Annotated in this window: 13 protein-coding genes; 8 read left to right on the forward strand and 5 right to left on the reverse strand. The window is 59.4% G+C overall.

Annotated features, from left to right (window positions below; translation table 11 throughout):
• Positions 1-101 precede the first annotated feature (101 nt).
• Positions 102-1,007, forward strand: a complete 906-nt coding sequence (locus tag BMH52_RS14085) for a TauD/TfdA family dioxygenase (protein ID WP_073844011.1) — start codon at positions 102-104, stop codon at positions 1,005-1,007.
• Between the two features lie 59 nt (positions 1,008-1,066).
• Here the strand turns inward: BMH52_RS14085 and BMH52_RS14090 are convergent, their stop codons facing one another.
• From BMH52_RS14090 to BMH52_RS14100, 3 genes are all read right to left on the reverse strand, one after another.
• Positions 1,067-2,674, reverse strand: a complete 1,608-nt coding sequence (locus BMH52_RS14090; RefSeq protein WP_073844013.1) for an alkaline phosphatase family protein — start codon at positions 2,672-2,674, stop codon at positions 1,067-1,069.
• A 175-nt stretch (positions 2,675-2,849) separates the two neighbouring features.
• Complete coding sequence (locus BMH52_RS14095; protein ID WP_073844015.1) at positions 2,850-3,311, reverse strand: HIT family protein; 462 nt, start codon at positions 3,309-3,311, stop codon at positions 2,850-2,852.
• Between the two features lie 101 nt (positions 3,312-3,412).
• Complete coding sequence (locus tag BMH52_RS14100) at positions 3,413-4,357, reverse strand: LysR family transcriptional regulator (RefSeq protein WP_073844017.1); 945 nt, start codon at positions 4,355-4,357, stop codon at positions 3,413-3,415.
• 155 nt (positions 4,358-4,512) lie between these two features.
• On the opposite strand from BMH52_RS14100, the gene BMH52_RS14105 reads away from it, so the two are divergent.
• A complete protein-coding gene (locus BMH52_RS14105) occupies positions 4,513-6,828 on the forward strand; it encodes a TonB-dependent receptor (RefSeq protein ID WP_020302219.1) in 2,316 nt (771 codons plus the stop codon).
• On the opposite strand, the gene BMH52_RS14110 is transcribed toward BMH52_RS14105, so the two are convergent.
• Entirely contained in the window at positions 6,799-7,986 is a 1,188-nt protein-coding gene (locus BMH52_RS14110) for a CynX/NimT family MFS transporter (protein ID WP_014716436.1), read from the reverse strand. The two genes, BMH52_RS14105 and BMH52_RS14110, sit on opposite strands and share 30 nt — an antisense overlap.
• Positions 7,973-8,434 carry a nucleoside deaminase gene (locus tag BMH52_RS14115; RefSeq protein ID WP_020302220.1) on the reverse strand — a complete coding sequence of 154 codons (462 nt, stop codon included), beginning with the start codon at positions 8,432-8,434 and terminating at the stop codon, positions 7,973-7,975. Before BMH52_RS14115 ends, BMH52_RS14110 begins: the two co-directional genes overlap by 14 nt.
• Positions 8,435-8,541: 107 nt before the next feature.
• Between BMH52_RS14115 and BMH52_RS14120 the strand changes: the two genes are divergently transcribed.
• From BMH52_RS14120 to BMH52_RS14145, 6 genes are all read left to right on the forward strand, one after another.
• A complete protein-coding gene (locus tag BMH52_RS14120) occupies positions 8,542-9,393 on the forward strand; it encodes a LysR family transcriptional regulator (protein ID WP_073844086.1) in 852 nt (283 codons plus the stop codon).
• Positions 9,394-9,628: 235 nt separating this feature from the next.
• Positions 9,629-10,441: an energy transducer TonB gene (locus BMH52_RS14125; RefSeq protein ID WP_073844019.1), complete on the forward strand. Its 813-nt coding sequence runs from the start codon at positions 9,629-9,631 to the stop codon at positions 10,439-10,441.
• Between the two features lie 25 nt (positions 10,442-10,466).
• Entirely contained in the window at positions 10,467-11,189 is a 723-nt protein-coding gene (locus tag BMH52_RS14130) for a MotA/TolQ/ExbB proton channel family protein (RefSeq protein WP_130175329.1), read from the forward strand.
• Positions 11,190-11,591, forward strand: a complete 402-nt coding sequence (locus BMH52_RS14135; RefSeq protein ID WP_014716440.1) for a biopolymer transporter ExbD — start codon at positions 11,190-11,192, stop codon at positions 11,589-11,591.
• A gap of 194 nt (positions 11,592-11,785) precedes the next feature.
• Positions 11,786-14,722 carry a glycosyltransferase family 32 protein gene (locus tag BMH52_RS14140; protein WP_143192524.1) on the forward strand — a complete coding sequence of 979 codons (2,937 nt, stop codon included), beginning with the start codon at positions 11,786-11,788 and terminating at the stop codon, positions 14,720-14,722.
• A gap of 284 nt (positions 14,723-15,006) precedes the next feature.
• On the forward strand, positions 15,007-15,588 hold the full coding sequence (locus BMH52_RS14145) for an alpha/beta hydrolase (RefSeq protein WP_073844021.1): 582 nt from the start codon (positions 15,007-15,009) through the stop codon (positions 15,586-15,588).
• The last annotated feature ends 37 nt before the right edge of the window (positions 15,589-15,625 follow it).

Below are 15,625 nucleotides of genomic sequence, written 5' to 3' on the forward strand. Positions count from 1 at the left end.
CAACGAAGCATTCATTCATTTGCTAGACCTAAATTGCATATGGATAGAGCGTTGCTGGAAGCGTCCCCCCACCGTTTCGCAGGCACATGAGGGTCATCACAATGAGCAACGCCGCATTAGCCGTTCAACCCATCGCCCAACCACTTGATATTCACCCGGTAGCCGGGCGGATCGGCGCCGAAATCCGTGGCATCAAACTGTCCGGTGAGCTGGATGCCGCCACCGTCGAGGCCATCCAGCAGGCGCTGGTGCAGTACAAGGTGATTTTCTTTCGCGAGCAGACCCACCTCGATGACCAGAGCCAGGAAGCCTTTGCTCACCTGCTCGGCGAGCCGATCGCCCACCCGACGGTGCCGGTGCGGGACGGCACGCGGTTCCTGATGGAGTTGGATGGCACCCGTGGCCAGCGCGCCAATTCCTGGCACACCGACGTGACTTTCGTCGATGCCTACCCTAAGGCTTCGATCCTGCGTTCGGTGCTGGCGCCTGCTTCCGGCGGGGACACCGTATGGGCCAACACAGCCGCGGCCTACAACGACCTCAGCGTGGAGCTGCGCGCACTGGCTGACCACCTCTGGGCGGTGCACAGCAACGAATACGACTACGCCGCACGCAAGCCGGATGTGGCGGTGGAGAAGCTGGAGGAATACCGCAAGGTCTTCACCTCCACAGTGTATGAAACCGAACACCCGGTGGTGCGCGTGCACCCGGTCAGCGGTGAGAAAACGCTGCTGTTGGGGCACTTCGTCAAACGCCTGAAAGGCTACTCCCAGGCAGAGTCGGCGCAGTTGTTCAACCTGCTGCAAGGCCACATCACCCGCCTGGAAAACACCGTGCGCTGGCGCTGGAACACCGGTGACGTGGCGATCTGGGATAACCGCGCCACCCAGCATTACGCGGTGGACGACTACGGCACCCAGGAGCGCATCGTGCGCCGGGTTACGCTCAAGGGGGATGTGCCGGTGGGGGTGCAGGGGCAATCAAGCAAAACCACTAAAGGTCTTTAAGCCGGGTGAGGATTAAAAAGGTGGGAGCGGGCTTGCTCCCACATTTGGATTTGTGGTGTTTACCAGACTCCGATCTTCACCACTTTCTCTGCCTCTGGCTCACCATAACGAAACCATTGCCCACGCAGTTCAACCTCCGTGTGGCTGATGGTGGTGCGCCGCTTCAACCCGCGCAGCCAGTCGAACAGATAACCCAGGTGCGTCTCGCGTACCTCGGCATAGGCGGGGTCGCTGCCCAGGTCGTGCAGTTCTTGCGGGTCGTTTTCCAGGTCGAACAGTTGCGGGCGAAAGCCGTCGTAGGCCAGGTACTTCCAGCGCTCGCTGCGCACCATGGTCATGCGGCAACGGTCGATCGGTTGCTCCAGGCGCTCGCGAGCCGGGGCCTGGAAGGCGTAGTCGTATTCGGCAATGGCATAGCGGCGCCAGGTGGGTTGTGCGCCCTGCAGCAATGGAATCAATGAGCGGCCTTCCAGGCGATGGTCGGCGGCGGGCAAGCCCAAGGCGTCGAGGAAGGTGGGCAGGGCGTCGATGGTTTCCACCAGGCGCTCGTCTACGGTGCCGCGGCTGACATCGGCGCTGGCACGCGGGTCGCGCACGATCAACGGAATGCCCACCGCAGGCTCCAGCAAAAACTCTTTTTCGCCAAGGAAGTGATCGCCGAGGAAGTCGCCGTGGTCGCTGGTGAACACGATCAGCGTGTCGTCCCAGCGGCCAGTGCTTTGCAGAAAATCGAACAGCCGCCCGAGTTGATCGTCGATCTGTTTGATCAGGCCCATGTAGGTCGGAATCACCGTGAGGCGCACCTCGTCACGGGAAAAATTCTGGCTCTCCTGGTGTTGGCGGAATGCCTGGTACACCGGGTGATCGCTGGTGTGCTCAGGTTGAATCGGTGCCTGTACATGCTCGGTACCGTACAGCGCGTGATAAGGCGCCGGCGCGATGTAGGGCCAGTGCGGCTTGATATACGACAGGTGCAGGCACCAAGGTTGTTCGGCCTGCTCGCGGATAAAGTCGATGGCGCGGTCGGTGGTGTAGACGGTTTCCGAATGCTCCTCGGCCACCCTTGCAGGCTTGCCGGCGTTGCGCATATGCCAGCCGCTGAGCACTTCGCCGTTCTCACCTTCGGCGGCGTTGGCCCATTCGTGCCAAGGGTTGCTGCCGTGGTAGCCGTGATCACGCAAGTATTGGGTGTAGGGCGCGGACTCGCGCTTATCGTCGAACAGCGGGCTGTCGGGGTAGATGCCGTCGTGACGCAGATACGCGTCGAAACCAACCTCATTGAGCGGCTCGGCCTGGGCACTGTCGGGGTTGATCTGCAGGCGCTGCAAGGCCTCAAGGTTCGGCGTGGCGTGGGTCTTGCCCACCAGTGCGGTGCGGATGCCGTGGGGGCGCAGGTAGTCGCCGATCGTCAGTTCTTCCAGGGGCAGCGGCACTGCGTTCCAGGCCACTTGATGGCTGCTGACATAACGCCCGGTGTAGGCCGACATGCGCGACGGGCCGCAGATGGTGCCTTGTGTATAGGCCCGACTGAAACGCACGCCGGCGGCGGCCAGGCGGTCGATATTCGGCGTGTGCAGATGGGCATGGCCGTAGCAGGACAGGTAGTCGCGGCGCAGTTGGTCGCACATGATGTAGAGCACGTTGCGCACGGGTTTTGGTTCAGACATAGGAATTTACCGAACGGAGGACAGGTGGGTTTTTTCGCCGTTCGAGGGGCGCTCTGGCAAGTGCATTTGGGGACTGGGTTCTATGCATTGAGTGCATGGGTGTGGCTGCTGACGTCATCGCAGGCAGCAGACACATATCTACCTGGTACCCCGCGATCAGATTGTGGGAGCAGGCTTACCCGGCGAAGGACCTGATGTGAGCGGCCAGTTCTGCCAGCGCTTTATCATCTGCCCTCGCCGCGTCATGGGAGGAGACATAGCCTTCATAACGCTCAAAATATTTGTCCTGGGTCGAGCTGATTTTTTTGAAGGCGCTATCTTCCCCGGTCCCGTGCATCGGGAATAATTTGGCGTGCAGATGATCGACGCCATAACCCTCCAGAATCATGCCCGTTCTAGCCACACCTTTTAGCGCTTTGTCCAAAAGCTTTGCCGTCTTCTTGGCTGCGATGACCAAGTCACACAGCACGGTGTCCGGTTCGGCAAACGCATAGCTGCCGTGATGGGCTTTGGGGATAACCACACTGAACCCCGGCGTATTGGGAAATATGGAGAGAAAGGCCATGTGGGTCTGGTCTTCCCACAGGAGGTGGGAGGGTGCAGTACCGCGGGCAATGCTGCAAAAGATACAGTCCATCAAACGCGCTTCCTCGTGCGGGTCAAAAGGTTATAGACCCTCTTGTAGGTGATCTTTGTTATCTAATGATGACTTCACGCAGGTGACGGGCAGCCGCTTAGTCAGACCGCAATATTTTCCAACGCATAAGCATCCTCGTCTCTCTCATCAATCTCCTTGATCTGCTCAATCATCGCCTGCGCCAGCGGCGACAACCGATACCCTGCACGGCTGACGATCCCGTAGCGGGTGTAGCGCTCCTCCAGGTTTTCGTCCAATCCCTCAATCTGCAAACACACCAACTCGCCCCGCGCCATGTGCAGCACATCGCTGTTGGCGCTGACGATGCCGATGGCGTCCGAGCGCAGCACCACGCCCATGAGGCTGTAGCCGTTTTCGCATTCCACATTGGGCTGGTAATCCGGCCGGCCGCTGAGGTCGACGATGACTTTGCGCAGGTTCGGCGGGCGGATGGTCACTGCCAGCGGGTAGCTCATCAGCTCGGCGGCGCTGACGCTGTTGCGTGCGGCCAGGGGATGCCCGGCGCGGCAGCAGAAGTGCCAACGGCGCGGGCGCAGGCGGTGGGTGTGGTAGTCGGGGTTGGCTTCGAAGTGGCGGGTGTCGGCGACGAAGAATTCGAACTCTTCGCTGAGCAGCCGCTTGCCCAGGCTTTGCCAGTCATCCACTTGGAACTGCACGCGGGCCTTGGGGTAGCGCCCGATAAAACTGCCGATGGCACGTGGGACTAACCCAGCTGCCGGCGCGGGGCCGCAACCGAAACGCAGTTCACCGGCTTCCAGGCCGTTGAACTGGCTGATTTCATTGGCCAGTTGTTGTGCGCCGCTGACCAGGCGCCGTGCATGCTCGAGCAGCACCTGGCCTTGCTTGGTGGGCGCCAGGTCTTTGCGGCCACGGTCGACCAGTTGGCAGCCGGCACTGTGTTCCAGGGCCTGGATGCTGCGGCTGAACGCCGACTGCGACAGGTTCACCGCCGTTGCTGCCGCGACGAAACTGCGCTGTTCGGCGAGCGCGATGAAGTGGCGAAGCTGGCGCAGGTCGATATGCATTTTTCACATCAAAAATATCCGGGAAATGCATTGGCTATGCATTAGGTCGACTCCTTATAAAGGCTATCTCTTATGCAGTAAATGTTCGTAAAAACATAAATAAATAACCTTTAGGAATATGAGGCGACGAGTATTCCGGGGTTTTGGAGCCGCTTATGAGTCTGTTCAAGTCCTTGCCCCTGGCTGTTCTAGTGGCCGGTAGCAGCAGTTGGTCGCCGGCCCAGGCCGCTGAAACACCCGCGCCTGCCGGCAAGGGCGAAAGCGCCAGTGGCCAACTGGAAACTGTCACGGTCACTGCCCGGCGGCGTACCGAAAGTGCCCAGGCCGTGCCGACGCCCATGAGCGTGCTCGGCGGCCAGGCCCTGGAAACCCAGCGGGTGTACCGCATCCAGGATTTGCAGCAACTGGTGCCCAGCGTCAACGTCGCCTATATGCATGCGCGCCAGTCCAGCGTGTCGATCCGCGGCCTGGGCAACAACCCGGCCAGCGATGGCCTGGAAGGCAGCGTGGGGCTGTATATCGACAACGTCTACCTCGGGCGCCCGGGCATGGCGGTGTTCGACCTGATGGACATTGAGCAGCTTGAGGTTTTGCGCGGCCCCCAGGGCACGTTGTTCGGCAAGAACACCACCGCTGGCGTGATCAATATCAGTACGCGCGCGCCGAGTTTTACTCCCGAGCGCAGCATCGAAACTTCCCTGGGCGAGGACGGTTATTTCCAGACCAAGGGCACGATTTCCGGCCCGCTCACCGAGGACTTGGCAGGGCGTTTCTCGGCCTATCGCACGCGCAGCGACGGCGATATCAAGAACGAGTACGACGGCCATGATCTTAACGGCGGTTCGCGCCAAGGCTTTCGCGGGCAACTGCTGTACAAGCCCAACGAAGCGTTCAACCTGCGCTGGATCGGTGACTACAACGAAGAGGATTCCAGCGCCGGCACCCGCGTGCTGTACAGCACCGGCCCGACCATCAATGGCACCAACCTGTATCAATCCCGGGCCAACGCGGCGGGCGCAACTTTGGTGGACGGCACCCATCGCAAGGTCAACCTCGACAACGACCAGCACGTCACGGTGTTCCAGGGCGGTACGTCGCTGGAAGCCAATTGGACGCTGCCCAGCGACTTCACCCTGACCTCGGTGAGTGCTTATCGCTGGTGGAATTTCACCCCGCGCAACGATGATGGCCTCAACGTACCGGCGTCATATAACGCCGGGGTTTCGGTGGAAGATAAGCAGTGGTCTCAGGAATTTCGCCTGGCGTCGCCCAGCGGTGGTTTCTTCGATTACGTGCTCGGCGCTTACTACTTCGGCTCCGACCTGGATAACAAATCCTTTGCCTACTACGGGCCCAAGGCCGATATCTGGAACGGCACACCTGCCGGTGCGTTGAGCAACGTGAGCAGTGTGGGCAACGGGCATATCCGCACCGACAGCTTCGCGCTGTTCGCCCAAGGCACCTGGCACCTGACCGAACGCCTGGATTTCACCGCCGGCCTGCGTGGCACCTACGAAGAGAAAAGCGCCTGGGTCACGCGCAATGCGCCCGTCGGTGGCGCGGCGGTCAGCGGGGCTGCTGCCACGGCGCGGCGTGGGCGTACCGGGGCCTATGACTCTGGCGACCTGTCGCAATACAGCGCCACGCCGTCGGGGCTGCTCAACCTCAGTTATCACTTCAATGAAAACCTGCTGGGCTACGCGACGCTGTCCCACGGCGAGAAGTCCGGCGGTGTGAACCTGGCGGTGGGGTCTGCGCCGACGGCCGGAGCCGACTCGTTGCTGATCGGCACCGAGCGCGCCAACAACGCCGAGCTAGGCTTCAAGAGCACGCTGTGGGACCGCCGCCTGCAGCTCAATGCCAACCTGTTCTGGACCCAGGTCAACGGCTACCAGACCAACGCCTACGACCAGGACAACCGCGTGCAGTACCTGACCAACGCCGGCTCGGTACGCTCGCGGGGCGTGGAGGTGGAAAGCACCTTGGTGCCGATCAAGGGCCTGACCCTGAACATCAACGGCTCCTTCAATGACGTGACGTACCTGTCTTACAAGGATGCGCCGTGCCCGCCGGAAACCAGCCTGCGTCCCGGTGCGCCGGCGTCCTGCGACCTGAGCGGCCATCAGGTAGTGGGCGCCTCCAAGTGGATCGCCAACGCCAACGGCGAGTACAAGTGGAACCTGGCGAACGGCTTCGAACCCTATGTCACCGCCAGTTACGCGTTCCGTTCCAAGGCGGTGGGCACGGTGGAAGATTCCGACTACGGGCAGATCCCGGCGTATGCGGTGGTCAACCTGTCTACCGGTTTGCGCGGCGACTATGACCAAGGGCAGTGGGATGTGTCGCTGTGGCTGAAAAACGCCTTCGACAAAACCTACTACACCACCCTGTGGACCGGTGGTAACGGCGGTTACGAGGGCCTGTTGGGCACGCCGCGCACCCTAGGCGTGACTGGGCGCTACGACTTCTAGGTCGGTGCGATAGGTGGCCGGGCTGAACACCCGCGTCACCAGCAGCATCGCCACCACCGTCACCGTCAGCACCACCCAGGCACTGACAAAGTTGCCGGTAAGCTCGCGCAGCCAGCCGGTCAGCCACGGCGAAATCGCATTGATCAAAAAGCCCACGCCTTGCACGAACGCCGCCAGTTGCCCGGCTTGGCGTGGGTCGCGATGGTGGTCGAGGGTCAGCAGCAAGCTCAGGGCAAAGCACGCCCCTAACCCGAAGCCGCACAAGGCCACCCACAGGTGGGGATATTCCTGCGGCGCAATGATCAGGCCCAGGTAGCCGATGGTTTGCGCCAGCAGGCTGATGCTGAGCAATGGGCGGCGGTCGATACCGCGTTGCGCCAGCACTGGCATCAACAGAGCGGCCGTCACCTGAAAAATCGTCATGAACGCCAGCAATGACCCGCTGGGCAGCACGCCCCAACCCAGTTGCTGATAGTAGGCGGGCAGCCACGCGACCATGCTCATGTAACCGCAGTTGACCAGGCCGAAATACAGCGCCAGCAGCCAGGCGCGGCGGTTACGCAACCCTTTGAACGCAGGCGCCTGCTGTGGGTTTCGCGCCGCGCCCAGCGGCAGCCAGGCCCACAGCAACAACGCCCCCAGCGCCGGCAAGAGCCACACACCCAGGCCTGCTTGCCATTGCTGGAAATGCGTGGCCACCACCGGACTGAGCAGCGCCGCCAGGCCGCCACCGGCCATCAGCGAGGCCGAATACACGCCCATCGCCACCGGCACGCGGTGACGGAATTCGCGCTTGATCATCGCCGGCACCAGCGCCTGGATCAGCGCCACGCCCGCACCGCCGAGCAGCGCGGTAACCAGCAGTGCCGAAGCCTGGCCCATCAGCCAGCGCGCCAGGCACGCCAGCAAAATCATCAACAAGCCCAGGGCGATGCCGCGACGCTCGCCCAAGCGCGCCTCCACGCGCACGCCCACCAGTGCCACCAACCCCATGCAGATCACCGGCAGGCTGGTGAGCAGGGCGCTGCTCTGAAAGCTCAGGCCGGTGGCCTGGCGAATCTCGCCGAGCAGCGGGCTGATGGAACTGAGGATGGGGCGCAGGTTCAGGCCGAGCACCACCAGCAGGCCCCAGCCGGCGAGGGATTTATTCAGGGTCATGCAGGGTTTTCCACTGGTGATACAGCGCAGTCATTGCGGCATCGGGCAGGTGCTGAATGGGCAGGCGTTGCGCGTCGATGGGCAAGCCAACCTGCTGGCTGATGGCTGCCGTCGACAGGCCGAATGGCTCGGCTGTTTCGTTGCTGGCGGCAAACACTACGCGTTCTACACCGCACAGGTACAGGGCGCTCAAGCACATTGGGCAAGGCTGTCCGCTGGCATAGATCACGCACCCCACCAGGCGCGCACCCAGTTGTCGGCTCGCTGCGCGGATCGCCAGCAGCTCAGCGTGGGCGGTGGGGTCCTGGGTCAGGTGTATCTCATTCGCGGCTTCCACCAGCACTTCACCGTTGCGCGTCAGCACAGCACCGAAGGGGCGGCCACCTTGGGCGACGTTGGCGCGGGCCAAGGCGATAGCGCGTTGCAGGTGTGCTTGATCGTTGGTCATACAAGGCCCCCGGATGCGATGAAAGGTGTGAAGTATGGGCAGCCAGCAAGGTATTCTGAAATTAAATATAAACATGCCAATCAGTGGCAAACACAATGGTGATGACGTTGTTCGATCCCGTGTTGTTGCGCAGCTTTGTCGCCGTGGTGGACTGCGGCAATTTCACCCGCGCCGCCGAGCGACTGCACTTGACGCAGTCCACCGTCAGCCAACAAATCCGCCGCCTGGAAGACGCAGTGGCGTGTCAGTTACTCGACCGCGACCAGCGCCGGGTAGTGGCCACCGCCGAGGGTGAGCGCCTGCTCGCGTATGCGCGCCGCATCCTCGCGCTGCACGAAGAAGCCGCCGATGTGCTGATCAACCAGCAAAGCGACGGCGTGTTGCGCCTCGGCGTGCCGGAGGACTTTGCCGCCGAGCGCCTGATGCCGCTGCTTTCGGCATTTGTCGTGGCTTATCCACGGGTGCGACTGGAAGTCACCAGCGGGCTGGGCCCTGAATTGCAGCGCCAGTACCGGGGCGGTGAGTTCGATGTGTTGCTGGTCAAGCAGATGGGCGACAGCGACGACTGTGTGGCGTCGTGGCCGGAGCCCTTGTACTGGGTCGACAGCCTGAGCACTCCGGCCCTGGGCCGCGACCCGCTGCCGCTGGTGGCTTTCCCCGTAGGCGGCCTGTATCGCAACGACATGCTGCAGCATCTGGAACGGGCCGGCTGGCGTTGGCGCATCGGCTATTCCAGCGCCAGCCTGGCCAGCGTTTGTTCGGCGGTGGCGGCAGGCTTGGGCATCAGTTTATTGCCCGAACGGGTATTGCAACCGGGCCATCGCATACTCGGCCCAGAGAGTGGCTTGCCGCCTGTTCATGGCGTGCGATTGGCCCTGTATGGCCGCAGTGGTCTGGGCGCAGCGGGCCAGAGTTTGCTGGGTGAATTGCTGGCCTTGTGCAGTGGAAACCCGCACTGAGCCCATACCTTTGCCGAATATTTTGTATGCCTTTAAGGCATTGAAAGACAACGGCTTGAAGCCAGGCCACGGGCCACGTGGCTTTGGCGTGATCGGCTGTTTTGTTTATGTGTTTTTGTTCTATGTATAACTTTAAAGATTACTTTAAGAGATAAGTGTCTGGCCCCGATGATTCAGCCCTCGACGGGCCTTCACGCTGGCCCGTCGGTTTTTCAAAACCGTAGGGAGTGAATCAATGGGCAATGTCCAGACCGCCGCCAGTGCACCCGAGGCGCAGTGGCGCCCGGCACCGAGTGGTGAGTTGGTCGACCTTGGCCGGCCGCATCGCGCGCCGTTGGGGCAATTGCGCCTGCAGAAGACCCCGAAGCGTTTTTCCAGCCGCCGCGAGGGGGTTTTGCTCGGGTTGCTGGTGTTGGCGCTGCACGGTGCAGTGATCTATTGGGTGAGCCAGAAACCCACGCCGGTGCTGCCGATTGTGCCGCCGGAAATTCCACCGATGACCATCGAATTTTCCCAGCCGGCGCCGCCGGTGGTTGAACCGCCACCGCCTGTACCGCCACCACCGCCTCCGCCTGTGGTCGAACCACCGCCGCCGGTGGTGGATGAGTTGGCGGCCAAGCCGGCGCCGCCCAAACCCATTGCGAAACCCAAACCCAAGCCCGTGCCTAAACCTGAGCCTAAGCCGGCCCCCAAGGCCGTCGAGCAGCCACCTGCACCACCGACGCCAGCGCCACCTGCACCGCCCGCACCCGCGGCGCCAGCGCCGGTGACGCCTGCTTCGGCCAACGCCGCGTACCTGAAGAACCCGGCGCCGGAATACCCGTCACTGGCTCAGCGTCGCGGTTGGGAAGGTACGGTGTTGCTGCGGGTGCAGGTGCTGGCCAGTGGTAAACCGGGTGAGATCCAGGTGCAAAAAAGCAGTGGTCGCCAGCAGTTGGATGACGCGGCATTGGCGGCGGTGAAGCGCTGGAGTTTCGTGCCTGCCAAGCAGGGCGATGTGGCCCAGAACGGCTGGGTGAGCGTGCCCATCGATTTCAAGATTCATTAATTATTCAGCGGCGCAGAGGGAAAACATCATGGCATTGGCATCTCCACTTGAATCCATCGAAAGCGCGGTGATCTGGCTGCTGGTGGCCTTTTCGGTCGCCACTTGGGGCCTGGCCTTGCTCAAGGGCGTGCAGTTCGGTCGCCTCAAGGCCCAGGATCGCAAGTTTCACAAACAGTTCTGGGCGGCATCGAGCCTCGACTCGGCCGCCGAACTCGCCGAAACCCAGCCTGGCGCCGCCGCCCGTGTAGCCCAGGCCGGCTATGCCGCGATCCAGGTGGGCGATACCCCCCACGCTGCGGATTTGAGCCAGGCGATCAATCACCAGGACCGCCTCGAACGCGCCCTGCGCCAGCAAATCGTGCGTGAGCGTCGCTCCCTGGAAACCGGTCTGGCTGTGGTCGCCAGTATCGGCAGCACCTCGCCGTTTATCGGCCTGTTTGGCACCGTGTGGGGGATCATGGAAGCGCTGAAGGGGATCAGTGCTGCCGGGTCCGCCAGCCTGGAAACCGTGGCGGGGCCCATCGGCGCGGCACTGGTGGCGACCGGCGTGGGGATCGCCGTCGCGGTGCCTGCGGTGCTGGTTTACAACTACTTCCTGCGTCGCCTGAAGCTGACGGCGGCAGACCTGGATGACTTTGCCCACGACTTCTACAGCCTGGCGCAGAAAAACGCGTTCCGCGTGCTGCTGCACCCGACGTTGGCCAAGGCCAACGCCGGCAGCCCGCAGAAAGTGAAGGAGGCATCCTGAATGGCCTTCTCCACGCAAGACAGCGATGAGGTGCTGAGCGAGATCAATGTCACGCCGCTGGTGGATGTGATGCTGGTGCTGCTGGTGGTGTTTATCGTCACCGCGCCGCTATTGACCAACTCCATCCCCATCAACCTGCCCAAAACCCAGGCCGTAGCGCCGGTTGAGCAGAAAGACCCGTTGGTGGTGAGCATCGACGGCGCGGGCAAACTGTTTATCAACAAGGACGCAATCCAGCCGGACCTGTTGGAATTCAACCTGCAGGCGGCCAAGGCCAAGGACCCCGACGTGCGGGTGCAATTGCAGGCCGATGACGGTGTGAATTATGGCGAAGTGGCGCGCGCCATGGCGTCGATCGAGCGCGCGGGGATTACCAAGTTGTCGGTGATCACCGCACGGTAGTTTCAAAAAATCTCGACAGTTTTTGGGCCGCTTTCCTTGGCAGGGTGCGGCCTTTTTTATTTAAGGGTCAGGCATTTATGGATGTTGCACAGGAAAAGAATTTACATGTTTTTGAGTGTTTCCTAGCGTGCAATTCTGGACGACATGATTATGCTGGGCAGTGCATGGAGCAATTTAATTAATGGAGAAATTACATGCCTATTCGGTTTCCTGTTCAGCTGGTAAACACGTTTGTAAATCCGCAGGTGTCAACTGATAAGCCTGTAGAAAATTCCCCGGTGGTGGTCTCTCCACCCTCCGGTTCACCACGTCTCAAACATCCTTCAGCCTGTAAGCCGCCAAGTTTGGTTGACTACCAGAGAAAATACGGTGCATCAAAAGGGGGGGAGTCTGCCGGCGTCTCCAGGGGGACGAACAACGGAAGTTCGACATTGAAGAAAAACGCTAATATAGAGTCTTATATTGGTAAGCATTCTGGCGATTTTATAACCCCCGAAAAAGAAATTTCAACAATCTTGTCCGCAGCGATAAAGCAGCGCTGGGGATTGGATCTTGATCCCGATAAAACGTTTCTGGTTACATTTAAAGATAATGGGGAAGACGAAAAAGACGTCGTCGAAAAAATAACACTGACACAGGCGGCGCTGAAGAACAGGCAAGATGTAACGATTGAGGATAATGAGGGTTGGTTTCGAAAAATTGCCAAATATTTTTCTCCGGTAGTGTATGTTTACAATAAAATTGACGGCTGGGTCGAAGAGGCAAACAGTCGGCAAGGTATTTACCGGGAATCGAGTGCTCAGGGGGCTGCGCCTTATACTTCGGATACTCAGGTATCCATACCCGTTGATGATTTTAAAACATTAGTCTGGGATACAGACCGGACTAAACTGTATAAAAATACCCTTGATAGCTTTTGGGACAAGCACAGCGGCTCATATACATCATTGAGTAAAATCTCTTTTGTTAAAGCGATCAATCTACAACGCTTGGAAGGCTCGCTTAAGCCTGCCGAGGCAGCACTCGCCCAGCGTGCGTTGGGGCCTGTTGCGCAAAAGGAATGGTCCGAGCTGACCGCCCAGGATTTTACAATGCCTGCGGTCAAGGACCCGGATCTGGATGTCGGTCTGCTGAGCATCAATGGCTTTCAGTCCACCGACTTGATGTGTGTGACCGACCGCAAAACCCAGCTCACATTGCTCTACATCCCTGGCAACTCCTCGCCGATCCATCGCTTCGATAATCCGGACCAAATGAAAACATGGTTGGCTGAGCAAGCCACCGATCCCGTGAAGCGCGAATCATTGTTGTCGCATTTTTCTCTCAAGGACCAGGCCAGAAGGTCGTTTTCAGACGGTGTGCGGCAAACCTTGGAAGGGATGGCCAATTGGTCCGAAGCGCAGGCGTCAGGGAACGCGTTTCTTTCGGGGCTCAATGGCTGGGTGCCGGATCGTTTTATCACCGTTGAGCCATTAAGTGGCGATCCTTTTGAAGCGGTCAAGGTTCGGCAAAAAGAGCGTTCTTACTCGGATGCCGACAATGCCATTGTCAGCGATGGCGACTACACCAAGAACAAGATACTGCAGGGTGTGGAAGAGGCCACAAAGGTCGCAATGTTCATGACACCACTGGCGCTGGTCATGCCGGAAGTAGCCATAGGGCTGGATATTTTCTTCCTGGCTGCCGGGGTCACCCAGGCAGGCATCGGTATTGATGATGTCGTCAAAGGCAAAGCGACGGGGGCTGACCGTATCGTTTTTGGCGTATTGAACGCCGTACCGCCATTAGCCACTCATGCGGGGGCGCCGCTTGCGAAGGTGCTGACAGAGCGGGTCTCCGGGGAGGGCATTGTTGCAGGGGGTGATATTGCAGCCCAGGCGCCCACTCAAGTCACCGAACAAGGGCGGCCAAACTTCAACCCGCCACGACGTGTCAATGGCCAGATAGGATACCCGATGAGCCCTGTTGCGCCTCCGAAGATCCTCGAGGAATTCACGATTCCGATGGACGATATCCATCAAATGTTCTCGCAAGACTACATGGTTTTTGTAGATCAGTACGGTACAAAAGTTACGTATGACGTAGAGGCACGCCTCTGGCGTGGGCTCAACGAGAACGGGCAAGTGAATGACATTTTTTATTGGCGTAAGGGGCAAGGAAAGTGGCTGAGTGGTACTAAAGCCGAGGCGACTGCCGGGAGTAAAAGTGCACCGGTTTCGACTATTAATAAAACACTGAAAGTACCGCCACTGCCGTCGCTGCCTTCCGCCGCTACAGAAGTGCCAAAAGTCATCCACTATTTTTGGGCAGGCAATGAGATGCCAGAGCATTTGCTCGAAAATATTATTGAGAACTCCAGGAAAAGCCCGGGGTATAAGTCTATCGTTCACGTGGATGCCAATAACGCTGGGGCCTTTCAGAAGATAAAATCCGCTCTGGATCACCGAGTGGGGGGGCTTGAAGTTCACGATTTGAAAGAAGAGGAGGCTTTTCGAGAACTCAATGCCGGCAAGTATGGGGAGATGTATCAGTATTTTCGCTCAGGACAAGGGCAGAATTTATCGGCCTCGTCTGACGTCATGCGCGTTGCGCTGATAAAAAAATACGGTGGTATTTATCTCGATACTGACGATGTTCTGACTAAGGGGGTAGGCGATGTCATGCTGAAAGCCACTCCAAATGATATTCTGATGAATTCGCCCGTTACTTACGCTGCCACGGACTTCAATGGGTTCAATACAAGTAATTTTGCGAGCCATCCCGACAATCCTTTGCTCGATACCCTTATGGAAGAATCTTATCAGCGATACAAGGCTAATGAATCCTGGTTGCAGGCAAATCGTCCGTTCCTGCCTGAGGAAGCGACAACCGCAGAGCAACAGGCTTATAAAGAGTATGAAACAAAGATTTTTGAAATAACCGGTCCGAGAATGTTTGGGGATGTGCTCGAACGAGAGAATTACGGTTTCTTTCCGATTGTCGATGAAATAAACGAGCTCTTGAATGCTCGTGTTCTTCTTCCCGAAAATTATGCAAAAAAATACACTGAGTTGAGAGATTATTATATGCCGATGAATCATAAGTTTGGGGTTTCTATCGGGGCGGAGCACTCCATGCAGCATTCTCGTTAATGCGGGTATAGGCTTGGCGGCATGAGCAATAAGTGAGCGCTGGACGCTTGAACGTGGCCACTGATTGCTCATCTGGAAAGTAATCCAGCTTCGCCAAAGAGAAGGGCATCGTCTCGCTCTGACACCTGGGTGTCGGGGCGAGCGATGGCGTTTCCTGAGGTGTGGGCGGGGAGATATGGCTAAATTCTATTTTGTTATTAATAAATTCTTTTTTATTCCTTATTCTGTTTGAAGGTCGTCCCTATACTGAGCTGCAACGCTAAACGTTGCAGGAGGGCACACCCATGCACAGCGAGTCGATTCGTTATCTGATCGTGCCGGGCTGGCAAGGATCGCCAGAAGATCATTGGCAAACCCATTGGCAGAACAGCCTGCCCAATAGCGCACGGGTGGAACAGGCCGATTGGCTGACGCCGCGTCGCGAGGATTGGGTGGCGGCACTGGCCGAGGCCATCGCTGCTGACAGTACGCCGGTTATCCTGATCGCCCATAGCCTGGGCTGCATCACCGTGGCCCACTGGGCCGCCACCGCACCCGTGCAGTTCTTGCGACAGGTACGCGGTGCGTTGCTGGTGGCTCCGGCGGATGTCGAGCGCCCTGCGTGTGCCCCTGCACTGCGCAATTTCGCACCTATTCCAACTGACCTGCTGCCATTTCCCAGCCAGGTGGTCAGCTCCGACAACGACAGTGCCGTGAGCGCCCCCAGGGCTCTGGAACTGGCGCGTCAGTGGGGCGCCGAAGCCGGCATCTTGGCGGGCGCCGGGCATATCAATGTGAAGTCCGGCCACCGCCGCTGGGAGCAAGGGTTTGCTTACCTCTATCGCCTGCAACATCGCCTCGAGCACCATGCTCGGCGCAGCGCCTAATATTTTTTCAACGCCCCGTCCCTGTGTGGATTGGGGC

The sequence above is a fragment of the Pseudomonas sp. BTN1 genome (assembly GCF_001907715.1).
Classification (GTDB): domain Bacteria; phylum Pseudomonadota; class Gammaproteobacteria; order Pseudomonadales; family Pseudomonadaceae; genus Aquipseudomonas; species Aquipseudomonas paracarnis.

Coding starts and splice junctions, on each gene's coding strand:
- BMH52_RS14085 (WP_073844011.1), top strand. CDS start 102: ATGAGCAACGCCGCATTAGCCGTTCAACCCATCGCCCAACCACTTGAT.
- BMH52_RS14090 (WP_073844013.1), bottom strand. CDS start 2,674: ATGTCTGAACCAAAACCCGTGCGCAACGTGCTCTACATCATGTGCGAC.
- BMH52_RS14095 (WP_073844015.1), bottom strand. CDS start 3,311: ATGGACTGTATCTTTTGCAGCATTGCCCGCGGTACTGCACCCTCCCAC.
- BMH52_RS14100 (WP_073844017.1), bottom strand. CDS start 4,357: ATGCATATCGACCTGCGCCAGCTTCGCCACTTCATCGCGCTCGCCGAA.
- BMH52_RS14105 (WP_020302219.1), top strand. CDS start 4,513: ATGAGTCTGTTCAAGTCCTTGCCCCTGGCTGTTCTAGTGGCCGGTAGC.
- BMH52_RS14110 (WP_014716436.1), bottom strand. CDS start 7,986: ATGACCCTGAATAAATCCCTCGCCGGCTGGGGCCTGCTGGTGGTGCTC.
- BMH52_RS14115 (WP_020302220.1), bottom strand. CDS start 8,434: ATGACCAACGATCAAGCACACCTGCAACGCGCTATCGCCTTGGCCCGC.
- BMH52_RS14125 (WP_073844019.1), top strand. CDS start 9,629: ATGGGCAATGTCCAGACCGCCGCCAGTGCACCCGAGGCGCAGTGGCGC.
- BMH52_RS14135 (WP_014716440.1), top strand. CDS start 11,190: ATGGCCTTCTCCACGCAAGACAGCGATGAGGTGCTGAGCGAGATCAAT.
- BMH52_RS14140 (WP_143192524.1), top strand. CDS start 11,786: ATGCCTATTCGGTTTCCTGTTCAGCTGGTAAACACGTTTGTAAATCCG.
- BMH52_RS14145 (WP_073844021.1), top strand. CDS start 15,007: ATGCACAGCGAGTCGATTCGTTATCTGATCGTGCCGGGCTGGCAAGGA.